The 23989-nt window shown below is 69.8% G+C and carries 23 protein-coding genes and 1 pseudogene; 4 read left to right on the top strand and 20 right to left on the bottom strand.

The window, feature by feature from the left end:
* The 10 genes and pseudogenes from ACWDSJ_RS37115 to ACWDSJ_RS37070 all read right to left on the bottom strand — a co-directional run.
* Positions 1–1027 (bottom strand): annotated as a pseudogene (locus tag ACWDSJ_RS37115) (hypothetical protein); the annotation flags it as partial.
* Positions 1021–1884 (bottom strand): hypothetical protein, encoded by an 864-nt coding sequence (locus tag ACWDSJ_RS37110; RefSeq protein ID WP_450037514.1) that lies wholly within the window; start codon positions 1882–1884, stop codon positions 1021–1023. The pseudogene ACWDSJ_RS37115 and the gene ACWDSJ_RS37110, both read right to left, overlap by 7 nt.
* Positions 1869–2696, bottom strand: a complete 828-nt coding sequence (locus ACWDSJ_RS37105) for a hypothetical protein (protein WP_387356840.1) — start codon at positions 2694–2696, stop codon at positions 1869–1871. Before ACWDSJ_RS37105 ends, ACWDSJ_RS37110 begins: the two co-directional genes overlap by 16 nt.
* Positions 2693–3334, bottom strand: coding sequence for a hypothetical protein (locus tag ACWDSJ_RS37100; RefSeq protein ID WP_450037513.1), 642 nt, complete (start codon positions 3332–3334; stop codon positions 2693–2695). The genes ACWDSJ_RS37105 and ACWDSJ_RS37100 overlap by 4 nt, the downstream gene beginning before the upstream one ends.
* 13 nt (positions 3335–3347) lie before the next feature.
* Positions 3348–3593 (bottom strand): hypothetical protein, encoded by a 246-nt coding sequence (locus ACWDSJ_RS37095; protein ID WP_387356836.1) that lies wholly within the window; start codon positions 3591–3593, stop codon positions 3348–3350.
* A 14-nt stretch (positions 3594–3607) separates the two neighbouring features.
* A complete protein-coding gene (locus ACWDSJ_RS37090) occupies positions 3608–3904 on the bottom strand; it encodes a hypothetical protein (protein WP_062515034.1) in 297 nt (98 codons plus the stop codon).
* A 135-nt stretch (positions 3905–4039) separates the two neighbouring features.
* On the bottom strand, positions 4040–4699 hold the full coding sequence (locus tag ACWDSJ_RS37085; protein WP_387356834.1) for a hypothetical protein: 660 nt from the start codon (positions 4697–4699) through the stop codon (positions 4040–4042).
* Positions 4696–5562 (bottom strand): MinD/ParA family ATP-binding protein, encoded by an 867-nt coding sequence (locus tag ACWDSJ_RS37080; protein WP_387356832.1) that lies wholly within the window; start codon positions 5560–5562, stop codon positions 4696–4698. Before ACWDSJ_RS37080 ends, ACWDSJ_RS37085 begins: the two co-directional genes overlap by 4 nt.
* A gap of 14 nt (positions 5563–5576) precedes the next feature.
* Positions 5577–6500: a hypothetical protein gene (locus ACWDSJ_RS37075; RefSeq protein WP_450037511.1), complete on the bottom strand. Its 924-nt coding sequence runs from the start codon at positions 6498–6500 to the stop codon at positions 5577–5579.
* A 57-nt stretch (positions 6501–6557) separates the two neighbouring features.
* A complete protein-coding gene (locus ACWDSJ_RS37070; RefSeq protein WP_450037510.1) occupies positions 6558–8150 on the bottom strand; it encodes a cutinase family protein in 1593 nt (530 codons plus the stop codon).
* Between the two features lie 393 nt (positions 8151–8543).
* Between ACWDSJ_RS37070 and ACWDSJ_RS37065 the strand changes: the two genes are divergently transcribed.
* Entirely contained in the window at positions 8544–9398 is an 855-nt protein-coding gene (locus tag ACWDSJ_RS37065) for a DMT family transporter (protein WP_450037509.1), read from the top strand.
* On the opposite strand, the gene ACWDSJ_RS37060 is transcribed toward ACWDSJ_RS37065, so the two are convergent.
* The 3 genes from ACWDSJ_RS37060 to ACWDSJ_RS37050 form a co-directional block, all read right to left on the bottom strand.
* On the bottom strand, positions 9374–11665 hold the full coding sequence (locus ACWDSJ_RS37060) for a RelA/SpoT family protein (RefSeq protein ID WP_387357037.1): 2292 nt from the start codon (positions 11663–11665) through the stop codon (positions 9374–9376). The two genes, ACWDSJ_RS37065 and ACWDSJ_RS37060, sit on opposite strands and share 25 nt — an antisense overlap.
* Before the next feature lie 308 nt (positions 11666–11973).
* Entirely contained in the window at positions 11974–13578 is a 1605-nt protein-coding gene (locus tag ACWDSJ_RS37055) for an ATP-binding cassette domain-containing protein (protein ID WP_450037507.1), read from the bottom strand.
* A gap of 159 nt (positions 13579–13737) precedes the next feature.
* The gene (locus tag ACWDSJ_RS37050; RefSeq protein WP_450037506.1) at positions 13738–14181 is read right to left on the bottom strand and encodes a nitroreductase family deazaflavin-dependent oxidoreductase; all 444 of its coding nucleotides are present in this window, start codon (positions 14179–14181) and stop codon (positions 13738–13740) included.
* 185 nt (positions 14182–14366) lie between these two features.
* Between ACWDSJ_RS37050 and ACWDSJ_RS37045 the strand changes: the two genes are divergently transcribed.
* Positions 14367–14672: a hypothetical protein gene (locus ACWDSJ_RS37045; protein WP_387356823.1), complete on the top strand. Its 306-nt coding sequence runs from the start codon at positions 14367–14369 to the stop codon at positions 14670–14672.
* A gap of 4 nt (positions 14673–14676) precedes the next feature.
* Here the strand turns inward: ACWDSJ_RS37045 and ACWDSJ_RS37040 are convergent, their stop codons facing one another.
* From ACWDSJ_RS37040 to secD, 5 genes are read right to left on the bottom strand one after another with little or no spacing between them, the layout of a single operon-like run.
* Positions 14677–15090 carry a hypothetical protein gene (locus tag ACWDSJ_RS37040; protein ID WP_450037505.1) on the bottom strand — a complete coding sequence of 138 codons (414 nt, stop codon included), beginning with the start codon at positions 15088–15090 and terminating at the stop codon, positions 14677–14679.
* A 48-nt stretch (positions 15091–15138) separates the two neighbouring features.
* Positions 15139–15711 (bottom strand): adenine phosphoribosyltransferase, encoded by a 573-nt coding sequence (locus tag ACWDSJ_RS37035; RefSeq protein ID WP_450037503.1) that lies wholly within the window; start codon positions 15709–15711, stop codon positions 15139–15141.
* A 35-nt stretch (positions 15712–15746) separates the two neighbouring features.
* Positions 15747–17435, bottom strand: coding sequence for an ABC transporter substrate-binding protein (locus ACWDSJ_RS37030; protein ID WP_450037502.1), 1689 nt, complete (start codon positions 17433–17435; stop codon positions 15747–15749).
* Between the two features lie 2 nt (positions 17436–17437).
* On the bottom strand, positions 17438–18631 hold the full coding sequence (gene secF / locus ACWDSJ_RS37025) for a protein translocase subunit SecF (RefSeq protein WP_450037500.1): 1194 nt from the start codon (positions 18629–18631) through the stop codon (positions 17438–17440).
* 2 nt (positions 18632–18633) lie between these two features.
* A complete protein-coding gene (gene secD, locus ACWDSJ_RS37020) occupies positions 18634–20424 on the bottom strand; it encodes a protein translocase subunit SecD (RefSeq protein WP_450037498.1) in 1791 nt (596 codons plus the stop codon).
* Positions 20425–20833: 409 nt separating this feature from the next.
* Here secD and ACWDSJ_RS37015 point away from each other — a divergent pair, with 409 nt between their 5' ends.
* A complete protein-coding gene (locus tag ACWDSJ_RS37015; RefSeq protein WP_387356811.1) occupies positions 20834–21160 on the top strand; it encodes a hypothetical protein in 327 nt (108 codons plus the stop codon).
* Between the two features lie 19 nt (positions 21161–21179).
* Here the strand turns inward: ACWDSJ_RS37015 and yajC are convergent, their stop codons facing one another.
* Both yajC and ACWDSJ_RS37005 read right to left on the bottom strand, forming a co-directional pair.
* A complete protein-coding gene (gene yajC / locus ACWDSJ_RS37010) occupies positions 21180–21596 on the bottom strand; it encodes a preprotein translocase subunit YajC (RefSeq protein ID WP_450037496.1) in 417 nt (138 codons plus the stop codon).
* Positions 21597–21688: 92 nt separating this feature from the next.
* A complete protein-coding gene (locus ACWDSJ_RS37005; protein ID WP_450037494.1) occupies positions 21689–23182 on the bottom strand; it encodes a flavin-containing monooxygenase in 1494 nt (497 codons plus the stop codon).
* A 78-nt stretch (positions 23183–23260) separates the two neighbouring features.
* On the opposite strand from ACWDSJ_RS37005, the gene ACWDSJ_RS37000 reads away from it, so the two are divergent.
* Positions 23261–23881 (top strand): TetR/AcrR family transcriptional regulator, encoded by a 621-nt coding sequence (locus tag ACWDSJ_RS37000; protein ID WP_387356805.1) that lies wholly within the window; start codon positions 23261–23263, stop codon positions 23879–23881.
* Positions 23882–23989: the final 108 nt, after the last annotated feature.

Here is a 23989-nt window from a genome sequence, read left to right as displayed (position 1 = left end):
GGCCCTGCCCGACGTCGGGCACACCACCGTCCTGGTGCTCGATCGGAAGCCGGATATGTGTACAGTACACATAATGTGCATGATGCACATAGCTGCCGGCGGTCGGGGTCATCTGGTCGGTGTTGCCGACCGTGATGAACGCGATCATGTAGACGATGGCGGCCACCGGTTTCCACAGCAGGAACGCGATGATCCAGGCCAGCAGCTTCTGATACGACTGCCGCCCGGTGTTCGTCCCGCCCGCCGCGGCGGCCAGCGGGAGCATGCCCGCGGCCACCACCAGCAGCCCCTGCCGCACGATGGCCAGCACGATCTGCCCGAGCGCGCCGAGCAGTCCGACGATGGCGATGATCAGCACCAGACCCGGCGAGAACGCTTGCAGCTTCGAGGTTTTCACCAACAGCTCGGCGATGTCCTTGGCGTTGCCGTTGCTGGCGTCCTGGATCACCCACTGCGAGAAGCGATCCGCGGCCTGTGCCGCCGCGACGATCACCGCGCCCAGCATCCAGGAACTGAACACCACCCGCGCGAACATCCGGAACGATTCCTCGGCCTCGCTGAGCACCGCCCCGCGTCTGGCCTGCGCCAATCTCATGCCCGACAGGATCACCGACACCATGAGCAGCAATATCTGCGCCTGATAGGTGTAGTCGTTGATCTTGGAGAACAATGCCCCGCTGTCGCTGAGCTTCTCGTTGGGCACCTTCATCCAGAACGTCAACGCCAGGATCAGCGCCTGCCCGAGCCCGTTCATCAACGAGTCGACCACCTTGCCGAAGGTGGAGTCCCACGCCTTGTCCTTCACCGCGTTCGCGGCGTCCCCGGGGTGCGTGGCGGCATTGCTCGCCTTGCACGCGGCGGAGGCGGCGTCGCCGAGCGAGATCCCGGGCAGGCTGAGCCCGTCGAGATCGTCGTGAATCTCGTTGCACGTCTGGTCGTACCCGTACGTCTGGCCGTAGGCCACCGTCGGGGTCGCGATCATTACGGTGAAGATGACCGCGAGTATCGTGACAACCCGCCTCACCATCGTGTCCACCCTTCGATCGAGTCGATCGTTTCCAACGGCTGTTCCTCGCCCACGCCGGACTTCACTTTCCAATCGCCCGCACGCCAGACCGCGGTGAGCCGCATGGCGAGCCAGCTCTTGCCTCCGTGCAGGAACTCACCGGTCTTGCGCGCGATGCGCAGGACCACGAGATCATCTGTGTAGCTTTCGATTCGGAACGCATCCGAGGCGTTCAGCAGCGGCCTGGCCTTCTCGGGCAGCTGCGCGGGCACCCTGCCCTCGGCGATCCTGCGGTCGTGGTCGGCCTGTTCCTCGGGGGTCAGCTCCACGAGTCGCTGCCACAGCGCCCGATCGGCAGGCCGGGCCGTCACTCGCCAGTAGATCTGCTCGGCGGCCAGGGCCGCGCCCTGCGGGGTGTGTGAGAAGCCCACGGGCACATCGCTTTCCAGCCCGGTCGGGCCGTCGGTCGTCGAGAAGGGCAGCACCGGTCCGTTGTACACCCGTTGCCAGCCGCCGGGTCGGTCCGTGCCGCCGGGCGCCGCCGTCAACCAGTCCGGATCCTCGGGACGATGCGCCCGACCCGCCTGCGGAAGCGCCTCGCCCGCAGCGCTTTCCGGCACGTCGACCCGATGCCCGAACGAATCCGTCTCCACCGCGGTGAAATTCGGGACGCCGGAGGCGGATCGGCTCACCGGTCCGGCGGTGGCGTTCGCCGCCACCGGGGTCGGGGTCGTGCCCGCGGCCGCGCTCCTCCCGGTGTGCCGCGTGCCCCACAGGGTCACCGCCACCGCCAGCGCCACGGTCACCAGCGCCGCCACGCCGAGCACGCGCAGTTGCCATCCGCTCCCCCGCTCCGGCCCGCTCACCATTTCGTCCACCCCCCGAGCGAATCCACGTACTCCGTCTGCGACGCGCGGGCGTCGGTCGGCTTGAGTCGCCAGTCGCCGTCGTCCCACACCATGATCAGCCGCACCGCCGCCCACAGCTGTTTGCCGTCGTTGACCGGGCCGCGGGCGGCCAGGCGGACGATGGCCATGTCGTCGGCATAATTCTCGATCTGAAAGGCGTCCGGCGCCACCAGGTATCGGGTGATGCGCTCGGGTTGTTGTTCGGGGAGCTTGCCGGCGGAGCGGGCCTTGTCGTAGGCGGCGATCTGCTGGGCGGTGGCCCGCACCTGGCGCACGTATACGTCGCGGTCGGCGGGGCGGGCGTTGAGGCGGTAGGTGATCTGGGCCGCGGCCAGGGCGGCGCCCTGCGGGGTGTGCGCGTAGCCGACGGCCATGCCGTTCTCGATGGCGGTGGGGCCGTCGCTGGTGGAGAACGGGACCGAGGCGCCGTAAACGCGTTGCCAGCCACGGGGTTCGGTGGTTCCGGCGGGGGCGGCGGTGAGCCAGTCCTTGTCGCCGGGGTGGTGCTGTTCGGTCGAGTCCTGGGCGAGCGGTTGCCCGGCGGCGTTGTTGGGGATGTCGATGCGGCGGCCGAACAGGTCGACCTCCGGGTCGGCGAAACCGGTGGCGCCGGTCCCTGCGGCCGGGGCGGGCCCGGCGTCGGCGGGGGCCTTGTGACCCGAGTCGTCGCGCCCGACGTACATGAACACCCCGACGATCACGATGAGCGCGACGACCGCGGCGGAGGCGATGACGCCGAACGAGACGGTGCGCTCGGTCGGGTCGGAGTCCTTGGGACTCATGTCGGGGCCTCCAGAATCACGATGTCACTGGGTAACTGGTCGATCGCCTCGACGGGCCGCTCGGTGGCGCCCGCGTCGGGCAGCCGTAACCTCCAGTCCTGTCCGAACCACTCGACGGTGGTGTGGTGCACCGCGCGCGAGCCGTCGGAGTATTCGGTGAACACGTCCACGGTCGTTCTGTCCTGCGAATAGCCGGTGATGCGATAGCCGAGCACGCGCGGGGCGTACTCGCGGGCCGCGGGCCCGGTGACGGAGAGCTGCACCCGATCGACCGCCCAGCCGTCGCGGGCGGGGCCGGGCACGACCTCCTTGGCGAGCACCGTGGACCACTGGTTGTCGGGCGCGATCGCCAGGCGCACGGCATGGGTCACCGCCGCCACCGCCGCTCCGGCGGGGCCGCGATCGAAACCCGTTGCGGCGCCGTCGTCGTCGCGCGCCGGACCCTGTTCGGTCACCGGCAGCGCGACGCCCTGATACGGCTGCCAGCGCACCCCGGTGGGCGGATGGGCGGGATCGGTGTGCGCCGTCGCGTCCTCGCCACACCCCGCGGCCGCGAGCACCGCGAGGCCGAGCACGCCCACGGCGGTGCGCCGCAGACGCGGGGCGGGCGTGCGGGTGCGGGGCTCGGCGGAGGTCATGGGGCGCAACCGTTCACGTCGGGAGGAAGGTCAGCGCGATCGCGCTCGCCGAGGTGGCCACGATGGCTCCGATCAGGCTCATCACCACGCCGTGGGACGCGTCGTTGATGGCCATGTCGTCCCGGAACGCCGACCAGAACCGGCCGGCGGAGACGATCATCCAGGCCAGACAGAACAACAGCACGACCCACAGCAGCCAGTTGATCAGCTGCATGACCGGCTCGATGACCTCGGCGGGAATCTGCTTGTAGGCAAGCACGATCGCGGCCTTTCCTAGGTTCCGATCACGGCGTTCATGATGGTGCCCGCGCTGGTGGCGACGATGCCGCCGATCATGGCCCCCGCCACCATCTTCGGCGACTCCAGCCCGCCGCCGGTCCACTTCTCCCAGGCGAACCTACCGCCCGCGTAGGTGATGCCGAGGATGCCGGACAGCAGCACGAACCAGGTGAAATAGCGAACCAATTTGAGCAATTTCTCCGAGGCGGGCGGCGCCTCGGGGGTCGGATTCCCGACCTGGGCGAGAACTGCGCCGTACGTGTCGTGCACGGCGAGCAGGATGGTACTCATCGAGCGTCCTTCTCCATAGGTGATCGGAATACATAACCGTGTACCTGAGGCACACCCTCGGTTACAACATCTCGGTGCCGTCCGGTCGGTGCGCGCAACGGCCGGACCGGGCGCGGACCCGGGGACGGGGCGGGGCTACTCATCGTGCTCCTCGTCCCGATCACGGCGCGAAGACGCTGCGGCGCTGACCTTTTCGCGAACCACGGCGACGATGCTCGCGCCGAGTTCGTCGACGTCGCGCGGGACCTCCTGCAACGGATCGAGTTTGCGCTTCTTGAGTGAGGGGGGTGGATCCGACGGCGACCACACCGGCAGCTGATCGGGTTCGACCAGGATCCACTCCTCGTGCCAGGGCAGCTGCCACATCTCACCCGCCAGCGCACCCACCACATCGCGGTAGCGGCGGATCTCGGCGGGCAGGCGGCCCGGACGGGCGGCGACGGTGATCATGCCGAGCACCTCGCTCGGACCCGCCAGCCCGGCGTGGTACTGGCGCAACAGGTCGTGGGCGCGGGTCAGCCCGGCGATGGTCTCGCGGGCGACGAGCACGACGTAGGGCGATTCGCGATCGAACACGCCGGGCCAGCGCCGGTGCGAGTCCGCGGCGGGCGCGAGCACGTGCGCCAGGGTGCTGGCCCCGGCGCCGCCGTGCACGCCGAGCAGCCACACCAGCGGGGCGCGCCCGACCCCGGGCACGGGTCGTTCCCAGATCGGGGCGCGACGGGATTCCGGCGGGGCGACAACGCCTGCCGCGGGCGAGGATTCGGAGCGATGTTGCTTCATGGCCGCGGTCATGATGCCACCCCCGCCAGCAACGTGCGATATGCCCGGCGCGTCTCGGCCGCGAGGGCCTGGTGCCGCACCAGTTCACCGCGGGCCAAGTGGGAGTCGTACGGAATCTCGCGGATGGCGCGCACCCAGCCGGTGAGGTGTTCGCGCAGATGCTGGGCGACCTCGGCCTCGCCGCCGGGCTGCTGATGCGAGACCACGACGGTGGTGTCGCCGACGATGCCGCCGCCCTGGCCCTCGGTCTGGCCGCCGAATTCGTCGTCGAGCCATTCCAGGGTCACCCGCAGCCGGTTCGCGGCGTCGGCGCGGGCCGGAATGGCAAGCACCAGAGCCACTTCCGCGTCCTCGAGCAGCGGCCGCAGGTGCCGGGCGGCGATCGGGCTGCCGCCGTCGTAGACCGGGGTGTAGCCCGCGTCCGAGATCGCCCGCGCCACGGTCAGATACGTCGCGCGGCGGCGCAGCGGGGCTGCGTCGCGCCACAGCAATCCGATGCCGGAGGTGGCCTGGGACAGGCAGTCCTTGAGCGGGGCGGGTTCGTCGTCGCCGCGGCCGTAGAGCCACTGTTGCAGGCTGATCGGGCTCAGGTGCTCGTCGGCGCCGCGCAGGGCGAGATCGCTGCCCGCCGCGGTGGCGTCCACGGCGACCGTCGGCGCGCCCGCCGCCCCGATCTCACCGGCCAGGCCGAGGGCGGTGGTGGTGGTGCCCGCGCCGCCGCAGCCGCCGACCACCAGGATCGGGCGGGTGAACGAGCCGGTGGCCTCCTCGTCCCCGTCCTGGCCCAGCCGCACCACCGGAGCCTTCGCGCGCGCGGCCGCGGGGTCGCCGGTCTCGGGCGCCTCGTCGAGCCATCGGCTCCAGTCCTGTCCCATCTGCCTTCTCCCTCTTACCCGGCCGTGATGCTCGTGATCAGCGTGCGGCCGCCGACCACCGCGGTGGTCACCGTCTGCCTGTTGTAGGTGCTCGGCACGCCGCCCGGGCGGCGCTCGGTGACCTCGACCGCGTATTCGCCGTCGTGCCGGGTCACCACGCGCACGCAGTAGTCCGTGCCCGGCGGCACCGAGTCGATGCCGCGCTGGATGACCGCGGGCGGCGGCACGACCGCGTCGGGCGCGACGACCTCCCGGGCGCGCTCGCCGGACCGCTCCACGTAGTACGCGTGCTGGAACCACATGATGGCCGCGGGTCCGGAGTCGGTGCCGCCCGGTTCCGCGCCGCGCAGCACGCCGGGGAGTTGTTCGGTCGGGCACGCGTCGGCGGCGGCGTCGGTGGTCGCCACCGACAGCTGCATGGTCAGCGGCGCCCGCCCGGCCGCACCGGAGTCGCGGGTGAGCAAGTACACCGCGAATCCCGTTGCGGCGATGAGCAATACGACGGCGATCGCCAGGAGAACGAGCAGGCGGTTGCGCGTGCGATGCGGGTGCAGACTGGTCGGCGTCCCGGCCGACTCGGCGCGGCCGAGCCGGGCGCGGCGTAGCGGCTCGTCCTCGGGGTCGGGGTCGTCGTCCCACGGGAACGGCACGACCTCGCCCTCGCCGACCGGATAGTCGTCGTCGGGGCCGGGGGCGTGATTGCCGACCCAGTCGCTCCAGCCGCCCACGAATTCGGCCCGCCGCGTGGGCGGTTCGTCGACGAAGGCGGGGTCGAAGGGTTCGGGTTCGGTCTCGCGGATGTAGTGCGGGTACCGGGCCGCGCCGTCGTCGGCGAAGGCGGGGGTCACGGGCTGGACCGCGGGCGCGGGCCGTTCGGCGTCGCCGACCGGTTCCAGCGGCGGGTACCAGCGCCGGAGGTCTTTGTACGACTTCAACATTCCCCTACCCCCGCGGAGCCAGCCACGTTGTGCAGCATCGTCGGACCCTCTCGGCGATCAGTTCGTGGAGAACGGGTAGTTGTCGTGGGCGTCGGCGCTGGGACCGGAACCTGTCCCGAACGGAAATTGTCCCGTACCCGACGAATTAGGCGAACTCGACGCGCCGGGTGCCGGGACCGAGATTCCGCTGATAGGACCACCCGCGCCCGCCCGTGGCGGCTGCCCGGCGGCGCCGGTGGCGGCCAGATCCCGGGCCGCCGCGGCGAGCCAGTCGGCGACGTATCGGACCGGCGCGTCGCCGCGGGCGTCGACCGCCGCGGTGGCGTAGGCGCTGTGCCGTTGCACGGTGTCCCAGTATCGCACCCACGTCGTGGTGTCGAGCAGTTCGCGATTGTCGGTGATGGTCTGGACCACCGCCTGATACGACTGCTCGATCAGCCGCGACACCGTGGTCGGCGGCACCAATTGGGTCACCGCACCGGTCAATTGGCCGCCCAGCAGCCGGAGCGCCTTCGGCGGGTCGTCGAGGGCGGCCGTGGCCAGTTGCGTGAGCACCGCGGGATCGAGCACCGCGCGCACGACGACGCCGACGGCGTTGAGCCCGATCGCGCCCACCCGCAGCAGCGCCCGCATCGGCTCGGCCACGTCGAGACGCGCGCGAGGATCGGCGGCCTCGGCGATGCGCTGGGAGATCGACTCGCCGGGCTGATAGGACAGCGAGGCCGAGGTGCCGCCGCGCAGATCCTGATTCACCACCGCGGTCGCGGTCTTGATGGAGGTGAACGCCAGCGCCTGCGCGATCGAGGTCAGCGAGGCGACCGGATCGCCGCCCGAGAGCGTGGACTGTCCGGCGACGCTCGCGACCGCGCGCAGGATCGGCGCGCCCGCGGGGGCGTCGCACGCCAGATCGCCCGCGAGACACAGGCTCGCGACCCGTCCGGTCAGCGCGCCGAAGTCGGCGGCCCGATCGCGGCCCGGCCCGATGCCCCCGCCGGTGGCCGGGGGCAGGGGCAGGGCGGGCACGGCCGCGACCCGCTCGCCCGCGGTGCCGGGCGGGGCGGCGGGGGTGTAGCGGTCGGGCGAACCCGGGAACAGCGGGGCCCCGGCGGTGCGGGTGGGGTCGGCGAACAACGCGACCGCGGCGATCCGGTCCGGGGCGAGAACGCCCTGCCCGCGCCCGATCTCCTGGGCGAACAGCGAGGCCACATGGGCCCCTTGGGAATACCCGACGATCGCGAACCGGGTCTTGTCGCAGCGCTGGGCGACCTGAGCGGCCATGCCGCGCAAGCGATCCAGGCCATCGAACACCGATTGCGCGTACGGCGCCGCGCCGGGCCCGACCGCGCCGCCGAAGGAGGACTCGTAGGGCACGTAGGCCCGATCGACCAGACCCCGATCGGGCGCCTTGGCCAGCAGGGGCAGGAACACCGACGACAGCATCCCGGTGTCGGTCGTGGGCGCGGCGTCCGGCGAGGACTCGCCGGTGCCCTGAATGCCCAAGGCGTACAGCGCGGGACAGGTGTCGACGGAAAGATTCGTGGTCGGAGCCACGGGCCCCGCGGCGGCGGGCGCCGGATGTGCCGCGACGATCGCCGCGACAGCGAGAACGGTACCGCCCAGCCTGCTTCGGGCCGCCTGCGCGGTCGGCATCTCTCACCCCCTACACCAGCGTATGCGAAAGTCCGGAGGGTCGAGGCTCGCGGCGACCCAGGAGAGCGTCGTCGTCCGAAGCGTCGCCATTGCCCTGCGAGGCCCCGAAACGCAATAGACCGTAACAGAATCCGGCGAACGCCGCAGTGCATCCTGCACAGTGCACGCGCGATCCCGGAAGAAACCGTCGGCGAGGCCGGGCCGACCGGAAGAATTCCCGTCCGGTACGCCGGATTTCGCGCCGAGGAGCAACCGTGTGGCGATCATACGCCGAACCACGCGGTCTCATCGCCGATCTCCGCGAGACACGCCGAAGTCCCGATCGGGCGCGCCCCCGCGACACACCGACGCCCCCGCCTTCGGGCGGGCCTGCGGCACCGGCAGACTGGGCGCGTGGCCGATCTTCCTGTCGCCGCCGTGGTCTGCGCGTTCGTCGGCGCGGTGCTGTTCGCCGTGTCCGCCGTCGCGCAGCAGCGGGCGGCCTCCGATGTTCCCGAGGGCGAGGCGTTGCTCGCCCGGCTGATCCGCAATCCGCGCTGGTGGGCCGGGATCGTCGGGGACGCGGGCGGATTCGCGTTCCAGGTGGCCGCGCTCGCGCTGGGCTCGGTGCTGGTGGTGCAGCCGATCCTGGTGAGCGCCTTGGTGTTCGCGCTGCCGCTGGCCGCGCACTACAGCGGGCGCCGGGTGACCCCGCTGATGTGGGCGCAGGCGATCGCGCTGTCCGTGGCGCTGGCGGTGTTCCTGATCGTGGGCGATCCGACCGAGGGCGGCACGGACGCGCCCTGGCATCGCTGGGCCCTGCCGCTGGGAATGTTGTTCGGCGCCATCGCGATCGGTGTGGCGGTGGCGAGCGTCGTGCGCGTGCCCGCCCTCCAGGCGTTACTGCTCGGCACGGCCGCGGGCCTGTTGTTCGGCATCGCGGCCGCGCTGACCGAGCACGTCACCGAGTTGTTCGAACACGGGTTGGGCGCGGTGCTCACCAGCTGGCAGACCTGGACCCTGGTCGCGAGCGGCACGGTGGGCCTGTATCTGCAACAGCGCGGCTATCAGGTCGGGCCGCTGTCGGCGTCGCTGCCCGCGTTCACCGTCGCCGAACCGCTGGGCGCGGTCTTCCTCGGCATGACCGTACTGGACGAACGGCTGCGCAGCGGCCCGCTCGGCACGGCCTTCGTGGTGGCGGCGGTGCTGGTGATGTGCGTTGCGGCCGTTCGGCTTTCGCGCGCTCAGGCCGCCGAGGTCACCCGGTAGACGTCGTAGACGCCCTCGACGTTGCGGACCACGTTGAGCAGGTGGCCCAGATGCTTCGGGTCGCCCATCTCGAAGGTGAACTTGCTGATGGCCACCCGGTCCCCGGAGGTCATGACCGACGCGGACAGGATGTTGACCTTCTCGTCGGCGAGCACCTTGGTGACGTCCGACAGCAGGCGCGTGCGGTCGAGGGCCTCGATCTGGATGGCCACCAGGAACACCGACGACGGCGAGGGCGCCCACTTGACGTCGATGATCCGTTCCGCCTGTGCCTGAAGCGAATCCGCGTTGGTGCAGTCGGTGCGATGCACGCTCACCGCTCCCCCGCGGGTGACGAAACCCATGATCTCGTCGCCCGGCACCGGGGTGCAGCACTTGGCGAGCTTCGCGACCGTGCCCGGCGCGCCGGGAATCTCCACGCCCGCGTCGCCGCTGGTGCGCTGCCGCGCGGGCAGCGTGGACGGTGTACTGCGTTCGGCCAGTTCGTTTTCCACGTCGCCGACGCCGCCGAGCTGGGTGACCAGCCGCTGCACGACGGTGTGCGCGGACACCTGGTTCTCCCCGACCGCCGCGTACAGCGCGGAGATGTCGGTGAAGTGCAACTCGTGCGCAAGCGCGGTCATCGCGTCGACGTTCATCAGCCGCTGCAACGGCAGGCCGGTGCGCCGGACCTCCTTGCTGATCGCCTCCTTGCCCGCCTCGAGCGCCTCCTCGCGCCGTTCCTTGGCGAACCACTGGCGAATCTTGGCCTTGGCGCGCGGGGACACCACGAAGTTCTGCCAGTCCCGCGACGGCCCGGCGTTCTGCGCCTTGGAGGTGAAGATCTCGACGACCTCACCGTTCTCCAGCTGCCGTTCCAGCGCGACGAGCCGCCCGTTGACCCGCGCGCCGATGCACTTGTGTCCGACCTCGGTGTGCACGGCGTAGGCGAAGTCGACCGGGGTGGACTTCTGCGGCAGCGTGATGACATCGCCCTTCGGGGTGAACACGAAGATCTCCGGCGATTTCAGGTCGAAGCGCAGCGACTCCAGGAACTCCGCGGGGTCGGCGGCCTCGCGCTGCCAGTCGAGCAGCTGCCGCATCCACGCCATGTCGTCGACCTCGGCGGCGTCACCGGAGTGTTTGCCCTTGGTCTCCTTGTAGCGCCAGTGCGCGGCGATGCCGAATTCGGCGGTGCGGTGCATGTCGTGGGTGCGGATCTGCACCTCGAGCGGTTTGCCGTCCGGCCCGACCACGGTGGTGTGCAGCGACTGGTACACCCCGTAGCGCGGCTGGGCGATGTAGTCCTTGAACCGCCCGGCCATCGGCTGCCACAGCGAGTGCACGACGCCGACCGCGGCGTAGCAGTCGCGCACCTCGTGGCAGAGGATGCGGATGCCGACCAGGTCGTGGATGTCGTCGAAGTCCTTACCCTTGACGATCATCTTCTGATAGATCGACCAGTAGTGCTTGGGCCGGCCCTCGACGACGGCGTTGATGCGGCTCTCGGCGAGGGTGTTGACGATCTCGGCGCGCACCTTGGCCAGATAGGTGTCGCGCGAGGGCGCGCGGTCGGCCACCAGGCGCACGATCTCGTCGTACTTCTTCGGGTGCAGGATGGCGAAGGCCAGATCCTCGAGCTCCCATTTGACCGTGGCCATGCCGAGCCGATGGGCAAGGGGCGCAATGACTTCCAGCGTCTCGCGGGCCTTCTTGGCCTGCTTCTCCGGCGGCAGGAAGCGCATGGTGCGCATGTTGTGCAGCCGGTCGGCGACCTTGATCACCAGCACGCGCGGATCGCGGGCCATGGCGATGATCATCTTGCGGATGGTCTCGGCCTCGGCCGCCGCGCCCAGGTTGACCTTGTCCAGTTTGGTGACGCCGTCGACCAGGTGGGCGACCTCGGGACCGAAGTCGGTGGTCAGCTCCTCGAGCGAATAGCCGGTGTCCTCGACGGTGTCGTGCAGCAGCGCGGCCACCAGCGTCGTGGTGTCCATGCCGAGTTCGGCGAGGATGTTGGCGACCGCGAGCGGGTGGGTGATGTACGGGTCGCCGGACTTGCGGAACTGGTGGGCGTGCTTGTCGTCGGCGACGTCGAAAGCCCGTTGCAGCAGTTGCAGATTCGCCTTCGGGTACAGCTCGCGGTGCACGCTGGCGAGCGGTTCGAGCACCGGTTTGACCGCGGCGATCCCGCGCTGCCCGGTCATGCGGCGCGCGAGGCGGGCGCGCACCCGGCGGGAGGCGGAGGTCGGGACCGCGGCGGGGCTGCCGGGCTGGCGCATCGGCATATTGGCCGGGGTGGGCGGGGTGGGCGCGGACTTCGGCTCGGTCACCGCCGGACGCGACGGCGGCGCGGGAGCGGCCTCGGCGGGCACGCCGCCGCCAGCAGACGATTGCTCCGCATTCGCCTTCTCCAGATGCTGAGTCATGCCACCACCTCTCACCGGCTCGATCGCAACACACTATCGGACCGAGCAACGGCTCAGACCACAACCTTAATCCCGTTGGCCGACGCCTGCCCGGACGAACCCCGAGTGACAACGAACGAGGTGAGCCGGGGGTTCCCCGCGCCCGTGCGCGACCCCCGGCTCCCCGGTCAGTCCGGCTCCGGCGCGTCCGCGTCGACGAGCCCGGCCGCGGTCAGTTCGAGCCGCCGGGTCACCCCGATCTCGTCGAGGAAGCGCGGATCGTGGCTGACCACGATGAGCGCGCCCTCGAATCCGGCCAGCGCCTCGGCGAGATGCCGCAGGCTGGGCAGGTCGAGATTGTTGGTGGGCTCGTCGAGCAGCAGCAACCGCGGTGCGGGATCGGCCAGCAACAACAGGGCGAGCGCGGCCCGCAACCGCTCGCCGCCCGACAGCGCGCCCGCGGCCACATCGGCGTCGGACCCGCGGAACAGGAAGCGCGCCAGTTGCGCCCGGATCCGCTCGGCCGAGGCGTGCGGCGCGGCGGCCGCGACGTTCTCGAACACCGAGCGCTCGTCGTCGAACAGGTCGAGCCGCTGCGGCAGCAGCCGCCACGGCACCTTCGGCGGTTCGGCCACGACGCGCCGCAGCAGCGTGGTCTTGCCCGCGCCGTTGCGGCCGGTGAGCGCGATCCGTTCGGGACCGGTCACCGTCAGCGAGACCACCGGCCCGTTGGCGAGCCGGACCTCGTCGAGTTCGACGACCTCCTGCCCGGGATGCACTCGGGTGCCGGGCAATTCGACGCGGATCTCCCGGTCGTCGCGCAGCAGTTCCTGCGCCCGGGTGAGCGTCTCCTTGGCCTCCTCGACCTTGGCGATGTGGTTGTTGCGCAGCTTGCCCGCCGACACCTGCGCCTCGCGTTTGCGCTGACCCATGACGATCTTGGGTTCGCGCTTGTTCTCCCACATCTTCTGCCCGTACCGCTTGCGGCGGTCCAATTTGATTCGGGCCTCGACCAATTCGCGGGACTGCTTGCGAACATCGCTGCGCGCGTCGCGGATCGCCGCGCGCGCCGCCTCCTGCTCGGCCTCGACCACGGCCATGTAGGCGCCGAAATCGCCGCCGTACAAACGGATCTCGCCGCCGCGCAGCTCCGCGATCGCGGCCACCCGGGACAGCAGTTCGCGGTCGTGGCTGACCGTGAGCACCGTGCCCGGGAACTGGCCGATCACCTCGTAGAGCCGGGCGCGCGCGGCCGCGTCGAGGTTGTTGGTCGGCTCGTCCAGCAGCAGGACGTCCGGCTCGGCGAGCAGTTCGGCCACGAGTCCGAACAGCACGGTCTCACCGCCGGAGAGGGTGTCCAGCCTGCGGTCGAGTTGCGCCACGTCGTCGGCGAGGTAGCGCAGTCCGAGCCTGCCCAGCAGCGCGATCGCGTTCTCCTCGACATCCCAGCGGGTGCCGACGATATCGAAGTCGCGCTCGGTGCCCGCCCCGGATTCGATGCGGTGCAACGCCTTTCGCACCTCGGCGATGCCGAGCACGGCGTCCACCCGCTGCCCGGCCGCCAGGCCGAGGTCCTGACGCAGGTAACCGAGCCGGCCGGGAACGGTGATCGAGCCGCGCGCGGGCCGCAGTTCACCGGTGATCAGCCGCAGCAGCGTGGATTTGCCCGCGCCGTTGCCGCCGATCAGGCCGATGTGCCCGGGTCCGAGGACCGCGTCCAGCCCGTCGAAGACGGGGGTGCCGTCGGGCCAGGCGAAGGTGAGATCGGAGAGGACGACAGTAGAGGTTGACATGCGTGCTCCTGGAGGTGGCGAGGGATGCGGCGCGCGAATGCGGGCCACTCGGGGCTACCTCAGAAGAGCAACGGCACGACTCCGATCAACGGGAACAGAACGGATTGAGAAGTTAGCCGATTCAACGACCGCGCGCAAGGGGTTTATTCCGGCCCCGGGTCAGTCGATCCGGAAGACCGGGAAACCCGGTGCGATACCGGCCAATTCGGCGTCGGTGGCGTCCTTGGTGACGCCCTCGAAGAAGCGGCCGACCTCCCAGCCCCACTTCCTCAGGTACAGCCGCAGCACCGGGACCTTGTCCGCGTCGGCGATCTCGGTCGCGGTGAACGCCTCGACCTTGCGCCCGAGCCGCAGCTCACCGCCCCCGGCGGCGCGCAGATTCCGCACCCACTGGGTGTTGCCGCGCGGGGCGACCAGGTAGCGGTTGCCGTCCTCGCCGACGAGCAGGTTGACCATGGTCGTGCGCCACTCGCCCGACTTGCGCCCGCGCACGGCGAGCAGGCGCGACCCCATGACGCTGATGCCCATCCGGGGCAGCTGGTTGAAGATCTTGTTCATGATCGGGTCGAGTCCGCTGGGGCCGATGTAGCGGGTGGTGTTCATGGCGACTGCTCCTCACTTTTGAGAGCGATGCTCTCTGTTGTGACTCCAAGTCTGCACCACGCGCGCCGAATCGTCAAGAGCAGTGCTCTCACAATTTTCCGGTAGCCAGACATTCGCCAGGTCAAGGCCCCAAAACTTCGCGGCGTGTCCGTTTCGAACAAGCGATGAGCGGGCACGTCCGTGGCATGTACAGATATCGCACTTATCGCACTCAGGGCGGCACGGGTACCGCGGCGGCCATCATCAGCGCCGTCGGCGGCATCTTCGCGCTGATCGAGGTCGTCTACATCCTCATGCTGGTCCTGAAGGCGAACCCCGACAACCGGTTCTTCACGTTCATGAAGGGGCTGGCCGAGCCGCTGGCCCTGTTCTTCCCAGGCCTGTTCAACACCGGCACCTGGCAGCTGGACGTGATCATCAACTACGGCCTGGCAGCGGTGTTCTGGCTCGTCGTGACCGGCATCATCGCCCGACTGGTGGCCCGCTTCTAGGTGCTCAACGACCCCGCGGAGTGAGCACCTCGAGGCGGTGGTGGTGGAGGAATTCGAAGACCGGCGCCCAGCGGCCGGTGAACACGTCCTCCACCCGACCCACCGTCCGGACCGACGCGTCGCCGACGCGCGGATCCTCGCACACCACGCGGGCCTCGTGCCGCCCGGCGGGCACCGGCCCGGTGTCCAGATCGACCGTGCCGTCCCGGCCCACCGGCCGCCACGGCATATCGATGCCCGGGGCCGCGATCCGGCATACCTGCCCGGCCCGCTCGCCGGTCACGTGCGCGGAGATCGTGGTGCCGCCGTGCACCGCGGCCGACGGAGACGCCGACGCGGTCGCCGCGCCCACCGCGAAGATGGTGGCCACCGCACCGGCGAGCAACATGCTCACCCGGGTGCTGCGACGGCGGTTCACGAGGGCCGAGCTTAGTGAGCGGCCCCGCGAGTCTCAAGCACCGCGGGCCTACAGCCGCACGATCGACGTGACCGGATAGTCGCCCTGGCGCTCCCGCCCGCCGAGGAAGCTCAGCTCGAGCACGACTCCGGCCGCGACCACCTCCGCGCCCGCGTCGCGGAACAGTTCGGCCGCCGCGGCGAGCGTGCCGCCGGTGGCTAGCACGTCGTCGAGCAGCAGCACCCGGCGGCCCGCGAGTTCGACCCCGTCGGCGGGGATTTCCAGTGCGGCCGAACCGTATTCGAGGGTGTACTCGCGCGAGATCACCGGCGGCGGCAGCTTGCCGGCCTTGCGCACGGCCAGCACGCCCGTGCCCAGCGCGGCCGCGACACCCGCCCCCAGCAGGAAGCCCCGAGCGTCCACGCCCGCGACGATATCCACCTCCCCGGCCACCCCGCCCAGACAGTCGACGATGGCGTGGAAACCGGAGGCGTCGGCGAAGACCGGCGTCAGATCCGCGAATCGCACACCGGGACTGGGGAAGTCGTCGTGCCAGCGGGTGAGCCGCCGCACGGCGTCGGAAGCCCGGCTGAGTCGCTCCCCCGCGGAATTCTCGGTCTCGACCATTCCATGCTTGCTCATCTGGCCCTACTCCCTCATCTCCCGCCCGGGGATGGTCAGCGCTGTAGCACCCAGCGGTCCATGTTCCAACCCGCACCGCCCTCGGTGGGGTTCGCGATCCCGTTCTCCAGGCCCGCGCCGAAGGCGATGGTGCGGGGCGTGGCGAACAGGGGAATCGTCGGCATCTCGCTCCACAGCAGGTTCTCCGCCTCGCTGTCGAGATTCAGCGTGGTCGTCGAATTGTCGTCGGCTGCAAGTTGATCTGCGATCGCATCGTAACGCCCGTTGCCGTACCGGCCGAAATTCGAGCCCTGCCCGCCGTGCAGCGCGGCGGCGGCCTCGACCCCCGGCAACGATCCGGACGGCCCGGGCGCGGCGGCGGTGCCGCCCAGCACCGCGTCCACCTTGCCCTCGCTCAGCTGCGTCGCCGTGAAGTCCGCCGCGCCCGCGTCCACCACATTGATACCGGCCGGTTTGCACGCGTCCGCGATCAGGGCGACCGTCTGCGCGCGGCGGTCGTCGGGGGCGCGGTAGCCGATGCGCACGGTGGGATTCTGCGTCGCGCCCAGCGCCTGCCGGGCGGCGGCCGCGTCGCCGGTGCGATACTTGTCCGCCGGTCCGGTGATCGCCGGGTAGTACGGCGAATCCTGTTGCACCGTACGGGAATTCAACGGTCCGGCGCCCGGGCCGACCTTGACGTCGAAGCCGGGGTGGCCGAGCTTGTCGAACAGCGCCTGGCGGGGCACGCACGTCGCGAACGCCCGCCGCGTGTCGGCCCCCGCGAACAGGCCCGCGGTCGACAACACCAGCTGTTCGGCCCCGCGGCCGGGCACCTGGTTCACGGTGAAGCCGCTGAGGTTCAGGTTCTTCACCGACCCCGCGCCGACATCGATGACGCCCACGGCCTTGTCGGAGATCTTCTTCGCCAGATCCCCGCTCTTGGTCCACACCACGATGCGCGGGGTGCGCGCGGCCTCGCCCCACCACTTCTCGTTCTTCACCAGCACGAGACCGTCACTGTCGCTGAAGGATTCGACGCGGTAGGGGCCCGAGGCGGGCAGCACCTTGGTATCGATGTTGCCGGGCTTCAGGTTCCAGCCGGTGTTCCAGAACTGGGCGAGCCGATCGAGCACGGCCCGGTCGCCGGACTGCACCGCCGACACCACGTTCGGGATTCCGGCGGCCTGCGCGGCGACGTGCGCGGGCATGAGATCGCCCGCGTTGAACAGGGTCCGCCACGCCACGTAGTGCCGATCGGGCCGGAAGACGACGGTCGCGTCCTTGGACCCGGGCTGGCACTCCACCCGCTCGATATCGGCGTAGCCGCTCGTGGACGCAGCGTCGAACTGCTTGAAACGCCCACTGCGCGCGGCCCATTCGAGCACCAGGTCGTCACAGGAGGTGGGGACGCCGTCGGAGTACACCCCGTCCGGGTTGAGGCGGTACTGGATGGTCTGCGCCTCGCCCGGCACCTCCTTCGCGGTGCCGAAATCGGTGTCGGCCACCGGCTGCCCGTCCGGGCCGGTGTAGAAGAACCCGGTCAGCACGCGCGAGAACACCGCGGCCGCACCGCCGTTCGCGCCGAGCGTGCTGCCGCCGTTGTAGCTGACCGGCACCGCGTCCACGGCGTACCCGATCGACGGCACCTGGTTCTTGCTCGAACAGCCCGTGACCGAACCGGCCACGAGCGCGCCCGCGGCCAGGACGGCGGCGGCCCAGCGGTAACCCCTCCTGCCGTCGCGCATGCTCAGTGCCTTCTCTTGTGCCGTTTCCCACTGGGCCGGGCACCGGGTCTCGGTGCGGGAGAATCGCTTTCGCGCGGCCGGACCGGTCCGCTGATCGCGCTGGCCCGCTCGGCGGCGGCCTCGCGGACGCGCGCCTGCGCGGCGTTGGACCGCTTGGCGAGCACCTTCCGGGTGTGCGCGGCGACGGGCCCGTACCGCTCCTTGATCGTGACCAGCAGCGGCACCGCGAAGAAGATCGACGAGTACGCGCCGACGATCATGCCGACCAGCTGCACCAGCGCCAGGTCCTTGAGCGTGCCGACGCCGAGCAGCCACACCGCGATCACCAACATGCCGATGATGGGCAGGATGCCGATGACGGTGGTGTTGATCGACCGCATCAACGTCTGGTTGGCCGCCAGGTTGGCCTGCTCGCCGTAGGTGCGCCGGGTCAGATGCAGAACGCCGCGGGTGTTCTCCTCGACCTTGTCGAAGACGACGACGTTGTCGTAGAGCACGTAGCCGAGGATCGTCAGCAGGCCGATGACCGCGGCCGGGGTGACCTCGAAGCCGACGATCGAGTAGATGCCCGCGGTCACGATCAGGTTGAACAGCAGCGAGGCGATCGCCGCGATCGACATGTCGCGTTCGAAGCGGATCGCGATGTAGACCATGGTCAGCAGCACGAACACCACCAGCGCGATGAGCGCCTTGCGGGTGATCTGCCCACCCCAGGTCTCGCTGATCTCGGCGACGCTGATCGCGTTGCGGCTCTCGGCGCCCGAGGAGTCCTTCGGATGGAAGGCGTCGAACAGCGCGCCCTGCACGGTGTCCTGCTGCTGCGCGGTCAGGGTGTCGGAGCGGATCTCGTAGGAGGCGGCCGCGCCCGAGCCGACCTTCTGCACGGTGACGGGACTGTGCCCCAACGCCTTCGAGTACACGTCGGACACCTGGTCGGTGCTCATCTGCCCGGTGGCCGGGACCTGGATGCGGGTACCGCCCGCGAAGTCGATGCCCAGGGTGAAGCCCCGGATCCCGATGCTCAGCAGCGCGATCACCACGAGCGCGGCGCTGATCCCGTAGTACAGCCGGCGGCGGCTGACGATCCGGAATCCGCCGGTGCCGGTGTAGAGCCGCTCGAAGAAACCGTGCCGGCCGGGCTCCTCGCGGATCGGTTCGTCGACGGCGTCGAGGACCGGACTGGAGTTCTTGTTCATGCTCACGCCTCCTTACCGGCGAGAATGCCCGCGGCGGCCTTGCGTTCGCGGGCCAGCTCCTGGACCGCGCCCAGCCCGTTGACCGACGGCTTGGCCCAGAACGGCGAGCGCGAGGCCATCATCATCAGCGGGGCGGTGACCAGGTACAGCACGATCACGTCGAGCACGGTGGTCAGGCCGAGGGTGAACGCGAAACCCTTCACCTGCCCGGCGGCCAGGATGTAGAGCACCGCGGAGGCGATCAGGCTGACCGTCTTGCCGGAGAGGTTGGTGCGCTGCGCGCGCGCCCAGCCGCGCGGCACGGCCGACCGGAAGCTGCGGCCCTCGCGCATCTCGTCCTTGATGCGTTCGAAGAACACCACGAACGAGTCCGCGGTCATACCGATACCGATGATCAGACCGGCGATACCGGCCAGATCCAGGGTGAAGTTGATCCACCTGCCCAGCAGCACGATGATGCCGTACACCGCGAAACCCGAGGCGACGAGCGAGAATCCGGCCAGGAAGCCGAGCATGCGGTAGTAGAGCAGGCAGTACAGCAGCACCGCGATCAGGCCGATCGCGCCCGCGATCAGACCGGCGTGCAGCGAGGACAAACCCAGTGTGGCCGAGACGGTTTCGGCCTCGGAGGTCGCGAACGACAGCGGCAGCGAACCGTACTTCAACTGGTTGGCCAGATCCTTGGCGGTGCTGGAGTTGAAGTTGCCGGAGATGCGAGTGTCACCGCTGTACTGGCCCGAGGCCTGGACCACGGGGGCGCTGATCACCTTGGAGTCCAGGGTGAACGCCAGCCGCTTCTGGTAGTACTGGTCGGTCAGCTGGCCCCAGGTCTTACCGCCCGCGGAGGTGAACTTCACGTCCACCTCCCACTGCGACTGCTGGGCGTTGAAGTTGGAACTCGCGTCGGAGATCTGCTGGCCGTCGAGCACGCTCGGACCGAGCAGGTAGACGAATTTGCCGTCGGTGGAACAGGTCACCAGCGGTTTCGCCGGATCGTCGTTACCCGCCAGCGGATCGGCCGCGCCGCAGCCGCCCGAGGCGAGGGTCGCGGCGGCGATCTGCTGGGTCTGCTGGTCGTCGCTCTGGCGCAGCTGCCGGGCCTGCGCGATCTGCTGCTGGGCCTGCTGCTGCGGCGTCAGATCCTTCGAATTGCCTTGCGGCGCACCGGGAGTCGTCGTCGGAGCGGGGGCCGGGCTGGGCTCGGGAGTGGTCGGCGCCTGCGCGGGGAAGATCCGGTTCTGCGGGGCGGGCGCGGATTCGCCCTCCGGGACCGCCGGGGCGGGTTCGGCCGGGGGCGCGGGGGCGGGTTCGCCTTGCGGCGCCGGGGTTTCCGGCGACGTCGGCTGGCCCGGAGGTACGGCCGTGCCCGGCGTCTGTCCGGGTTGTGCCGGATTCGCCGCACCGGAGCCCTGCACCGGGAGCTCGTTGAGCATCGGCCGGACGTACAGCTTCGCGGTGGTGGCCAGGGACTTGGCCTGGTCGCCGTCCTTGCCCGGCACGGTGATCACCAGGTTGTCGCCGTCGATGACGACCTCGGAACCGGCCACGCCGAGCCCGTTGACCCGGGACTCGATGATCCGCTGGGCCTGCTCGAGGCTGTCCTTGCTCGGCTTCTTACCGTCGGCTGTGCGGGCGGTGAGCGTCACCCGGGTGCCGCCCTGCAGATCGATGCCGAGCTTGGGCGTCGGGGACTTGGAGCCGGTGAAGAACACCAGCGCGAAAATCACGATCAGCAGCAAGGCGTACACGCCGAGCAGCCGCAACGGATGCCCCGTTCCCTTGGAAGGTGGCACGGCTCTTAACTCCTAGACGGGTCTCGGGATCAACAATGGGTCGACGCGCGTCAACACCGGCGGGACGTCGGCGGGCGCGCCTCACTCTCACCGACTTTCGGGACCGCCCGGCACCGCCGGAGCGCGCCGAGGAAGATCGGCACGAGCAGGACGGCCAGCAGCCGAAACAGGTATCGACCCATCGTTGTCGTCGGTCCCTAGTCTGTCGTGTGGGTGAATTACCCCCACAGTCTGCCAGTCCCGGCCGGGAGCGCCACATCCGCACACCCTCCGGCGTGTGACGCGTCCTCCGCCGCGTTTCACGCCGTGGTCCAGATCACATCTCGGGGGCCGGAACCGGTTCTGCCGCAACGACGTCCAACCAGACAATCCCGGAGAACCGGGGGGATCACCAGAAGGGATGTTGTTGATGTTGTTGTCGAATGCCGTCTCGACCGCCACCGTGTGGCGTCGGGCCAAGCGGGTCGCGTTCGTCGTGTCGGCGGCGGGCGCGCTCGGTCTGGGCGCCGCGCACACGGCGAGTGCCGCGCCCACCAACCTGTTCACGAATCTGCACGACTGTCAGGTGGCGGGCGGGCAGGCCGTCGCCGCGGCGGGCGGACCGTCGAGGCTCCAGTACGTCTGCGACATGGTCAACAACGTCCCGGCGGGGACGATGGGGTGCCCGGTGAACCCCGAGACGCAGAAGTACGGCTGCCTGGTGGAGTACTACCACCTGCGCACGTGGCACACGTAGGCCGCTGAGACCGGCCGGGTCACTCCTTGGTGAGGCGGGAGTCGGTCTCGTCCACCGATTCCTCCGCGGCGGGGGGCGCGGGCCGCTCGGCGAGCGTGCTCCCGGCGGCGGGGGTCTCGGTGTCGGCCGCGGTGGCCTCGGTGGCCTCTGCGGTCTCGGTGGTCCCGGCGGTCTCGGCCGTGTCGTCGGTGCGGACGTCGCGGATCGCGGCGCGCAGCCAGGTGGTCACGACGTCCTCGGCGATCTCGAGATCGACCGAGACGTCGTCCACATCGACGACGGTGCCGTACAGCCCCGACGTGGTGGTGACCCGGTCACCGACCTTCAGGCTCTGCTGCAGGTCGGCAACCTTCTCCGCCTCGCGCTTCTGGCGGCGGACACCGAGGAACATCGGCACGAGCAGAGCTACCAGCAGCAGCGGAAACAGGTATTCCATCGTCGTTGTCGGTCCCTAGTCTCGGGTTGCGGGTGGGTGGTTACCCCCAACAGTCTGCCAGGACGCGGCGACACCGCCACCACCGCCCGCGCTCAGGCCGCGTGCGCGCCGTAGACGTAGTCGTCGAGCGGGAACGTCACGGCCTCGCGGTGGGTGGTGAGGGTGCTGTTGGGGCGCAGCAGGGCGGCCTCGCCGTGCTGGTTGAAGTAGTAGCTGCGGGCGGTGGCGCAGTTGCCGTCGTAGAACACCGAGGAGGCGAGCTTGTCGGTAACGGTGTCCAGGAACCGGGCGTTGGCCTGCTCGGTGACCTCGAAGACGTGTTCGCCGCGGCGGAACATCTCGCCGAACAGGCGGTTCATGTGCTTCATCTGGGCCTCGATGGTGGTGAAGTAGGACAGCCCGCTGTAGGAGTAGGGACTGTTGAGGCTCAGGAAGTTGGGGAACTTCGGCACGGTGATGCCCTCGTAGGCCTGAAAACGGTTGTCGCGCCACCACTTTCCGAGGTCGCGGCCCTCGCGGCCGATGATCTCGAGGGCGGGGAAGTTCACGTCCCACAGGTTGAAGCCGGTGGCGAGGATGAGGGTGTCGATCTCGGTGCGATGCCCGTCGGCGGTGACGATGGCGTCGGCCTCGAGGTGGTCGATGGCGTTCGTCTCCAGCCGCACGTGCGGTTCGTTGAACGTCTTGAAGTAGGTGTTGGAGAAGGTGGGCCGCTTACAGCCGAAGTCGTAGTCGGGGGTGAGCTTGCGCCGGGTCTCCGGATCGCGGACCTGGGCGCGCAGATGCGCCTTGGCCAGCAGCGCCGCACCCTTGTTGCCCACCTTGATCTCCCGGTAGTGCAGCACCCCGGCCACCATGAGCAGCTCCAGCGCGCTGGTGTTCACCAGGCGGGCGGCCTTCTGCGCCAACGGAACTCGCGCGAACAGCTCCTGCACCGGCCGCGGGATCGGGGTGTCGACCTTGGGCACCACCCAGATCGGCGTGCGCTGGAACACCGTCAGCTCGGCGGCCCGCGCGGCCACCTCCGGGACCAGCTGCACCGCCGTCGCGCCGGTGCCGATGATGGCGGCGCGGCGCCCGCGCAGGTCGTAGTCGTCGTCCCACGCGGTGGTGTGGATGATCTTGCCCGCGAAGTTCTCGATGCCCGGGAAGGGCGGGGTGTAGGGCTGGGACAGGAAGCCGGTCGCGGTGAGCAGATAGCGCGCGGTCAGCGTCTCCCCGCCCTGGATCGACACCACCCACTGCTGCCCCTCGTCGTCCCAGCGCGCGCCGTCGACCACGGTGCCGAACCGCATCCGGCGGCGCAGGTCGTACCTGTCGGCCACGTGCTCGGCGTACCGCTTGAGTTCCGCGCCCGGCGCGAACAGTCGCGACCAGTGCGGATTCGGTTCGAACGAATACGAATACGTGACCGAGGCGATGTCCACGGCCAGCCCGGGATAGCGGTTCACATGCCAGGTGCCGCCCAGATCGTCCTCCCGCTCGACGATCACGAAATCCCGCAAGCCGAGCCGGTCGAGCTGAATGCCCGCGCCCATCCCGCCGAACCCCGCCCCTACGACCACGGCGTCGTATCGAGGTGTCACGCCGAACCTCCTGTGAATCCGAGTAGCTGATACAGAATGACACATCATTCCGTTCCGGAACAACGTATCATCGGCGGCGTGCCGAAGCCATCCACACACCTCGAACGCCGCAAGGCCGAGCTCCGCCGCGAGATCATCGATACGGCCTTCGCCTGCTTCGCCGAAAAGGGTTATCACGCAACGGGTATCGCGGACATCGCCGGACGGCTGGGCATCGGGCACGGCACCTTCTACCGCTACTTCACCAACAAGCGCGACATCATCGACCACGTCATCGACGATCTCGCCGCCCGCATCATCGACTCGCTGGGCACCGACAACGCCCCCGACGCGGCGACCAGCCTCGCCGAGTACCGCGGTCAGGTCGAGCGCATCGGCGAGGCCCTGCACGCGATCTTCCTCGAGGACCGCCGCATCGCGCAGCTGCTGCTGTTCCAGGCCACCGGCATCGACGCCGAACTCACCGAACGCCTCTACGGCCTCCTCGACACCGCCGACGCCCTCACCGCCGGCTACCTCGAACACGGCGTCGAACAGGGCTACCTCCGCCCCGACCTCGACACCACCAACACCGCCAAGGCCGTCACCGGCATGATGATCGGCGCCCTCCTCCACGGCCTCCGCACCCCCGACTCCCCCGGCCCCCCTCTGATAGAAGCCATCCGCCGCCTCCTCATAGACGGCGTCCGCAAAGACTGACCCCAGCCCCACGAACCCAGCCGCACCCTAATGAGGTGTAGCGGGTCCGCTGATACGGCAGACTTGCTGTCGGTAGCGGCTGGTGGGTGAGCACTGTTGTGGCTCCCA

Source organism: Nocardia sp. NPDC003482, from assembly GCF_053588115.1.
The sequence above is the reverse complement of the archived record's forward strand: the minus strand, read 5'-3'. Positions and strand labels throughout refer to the sequence as shown.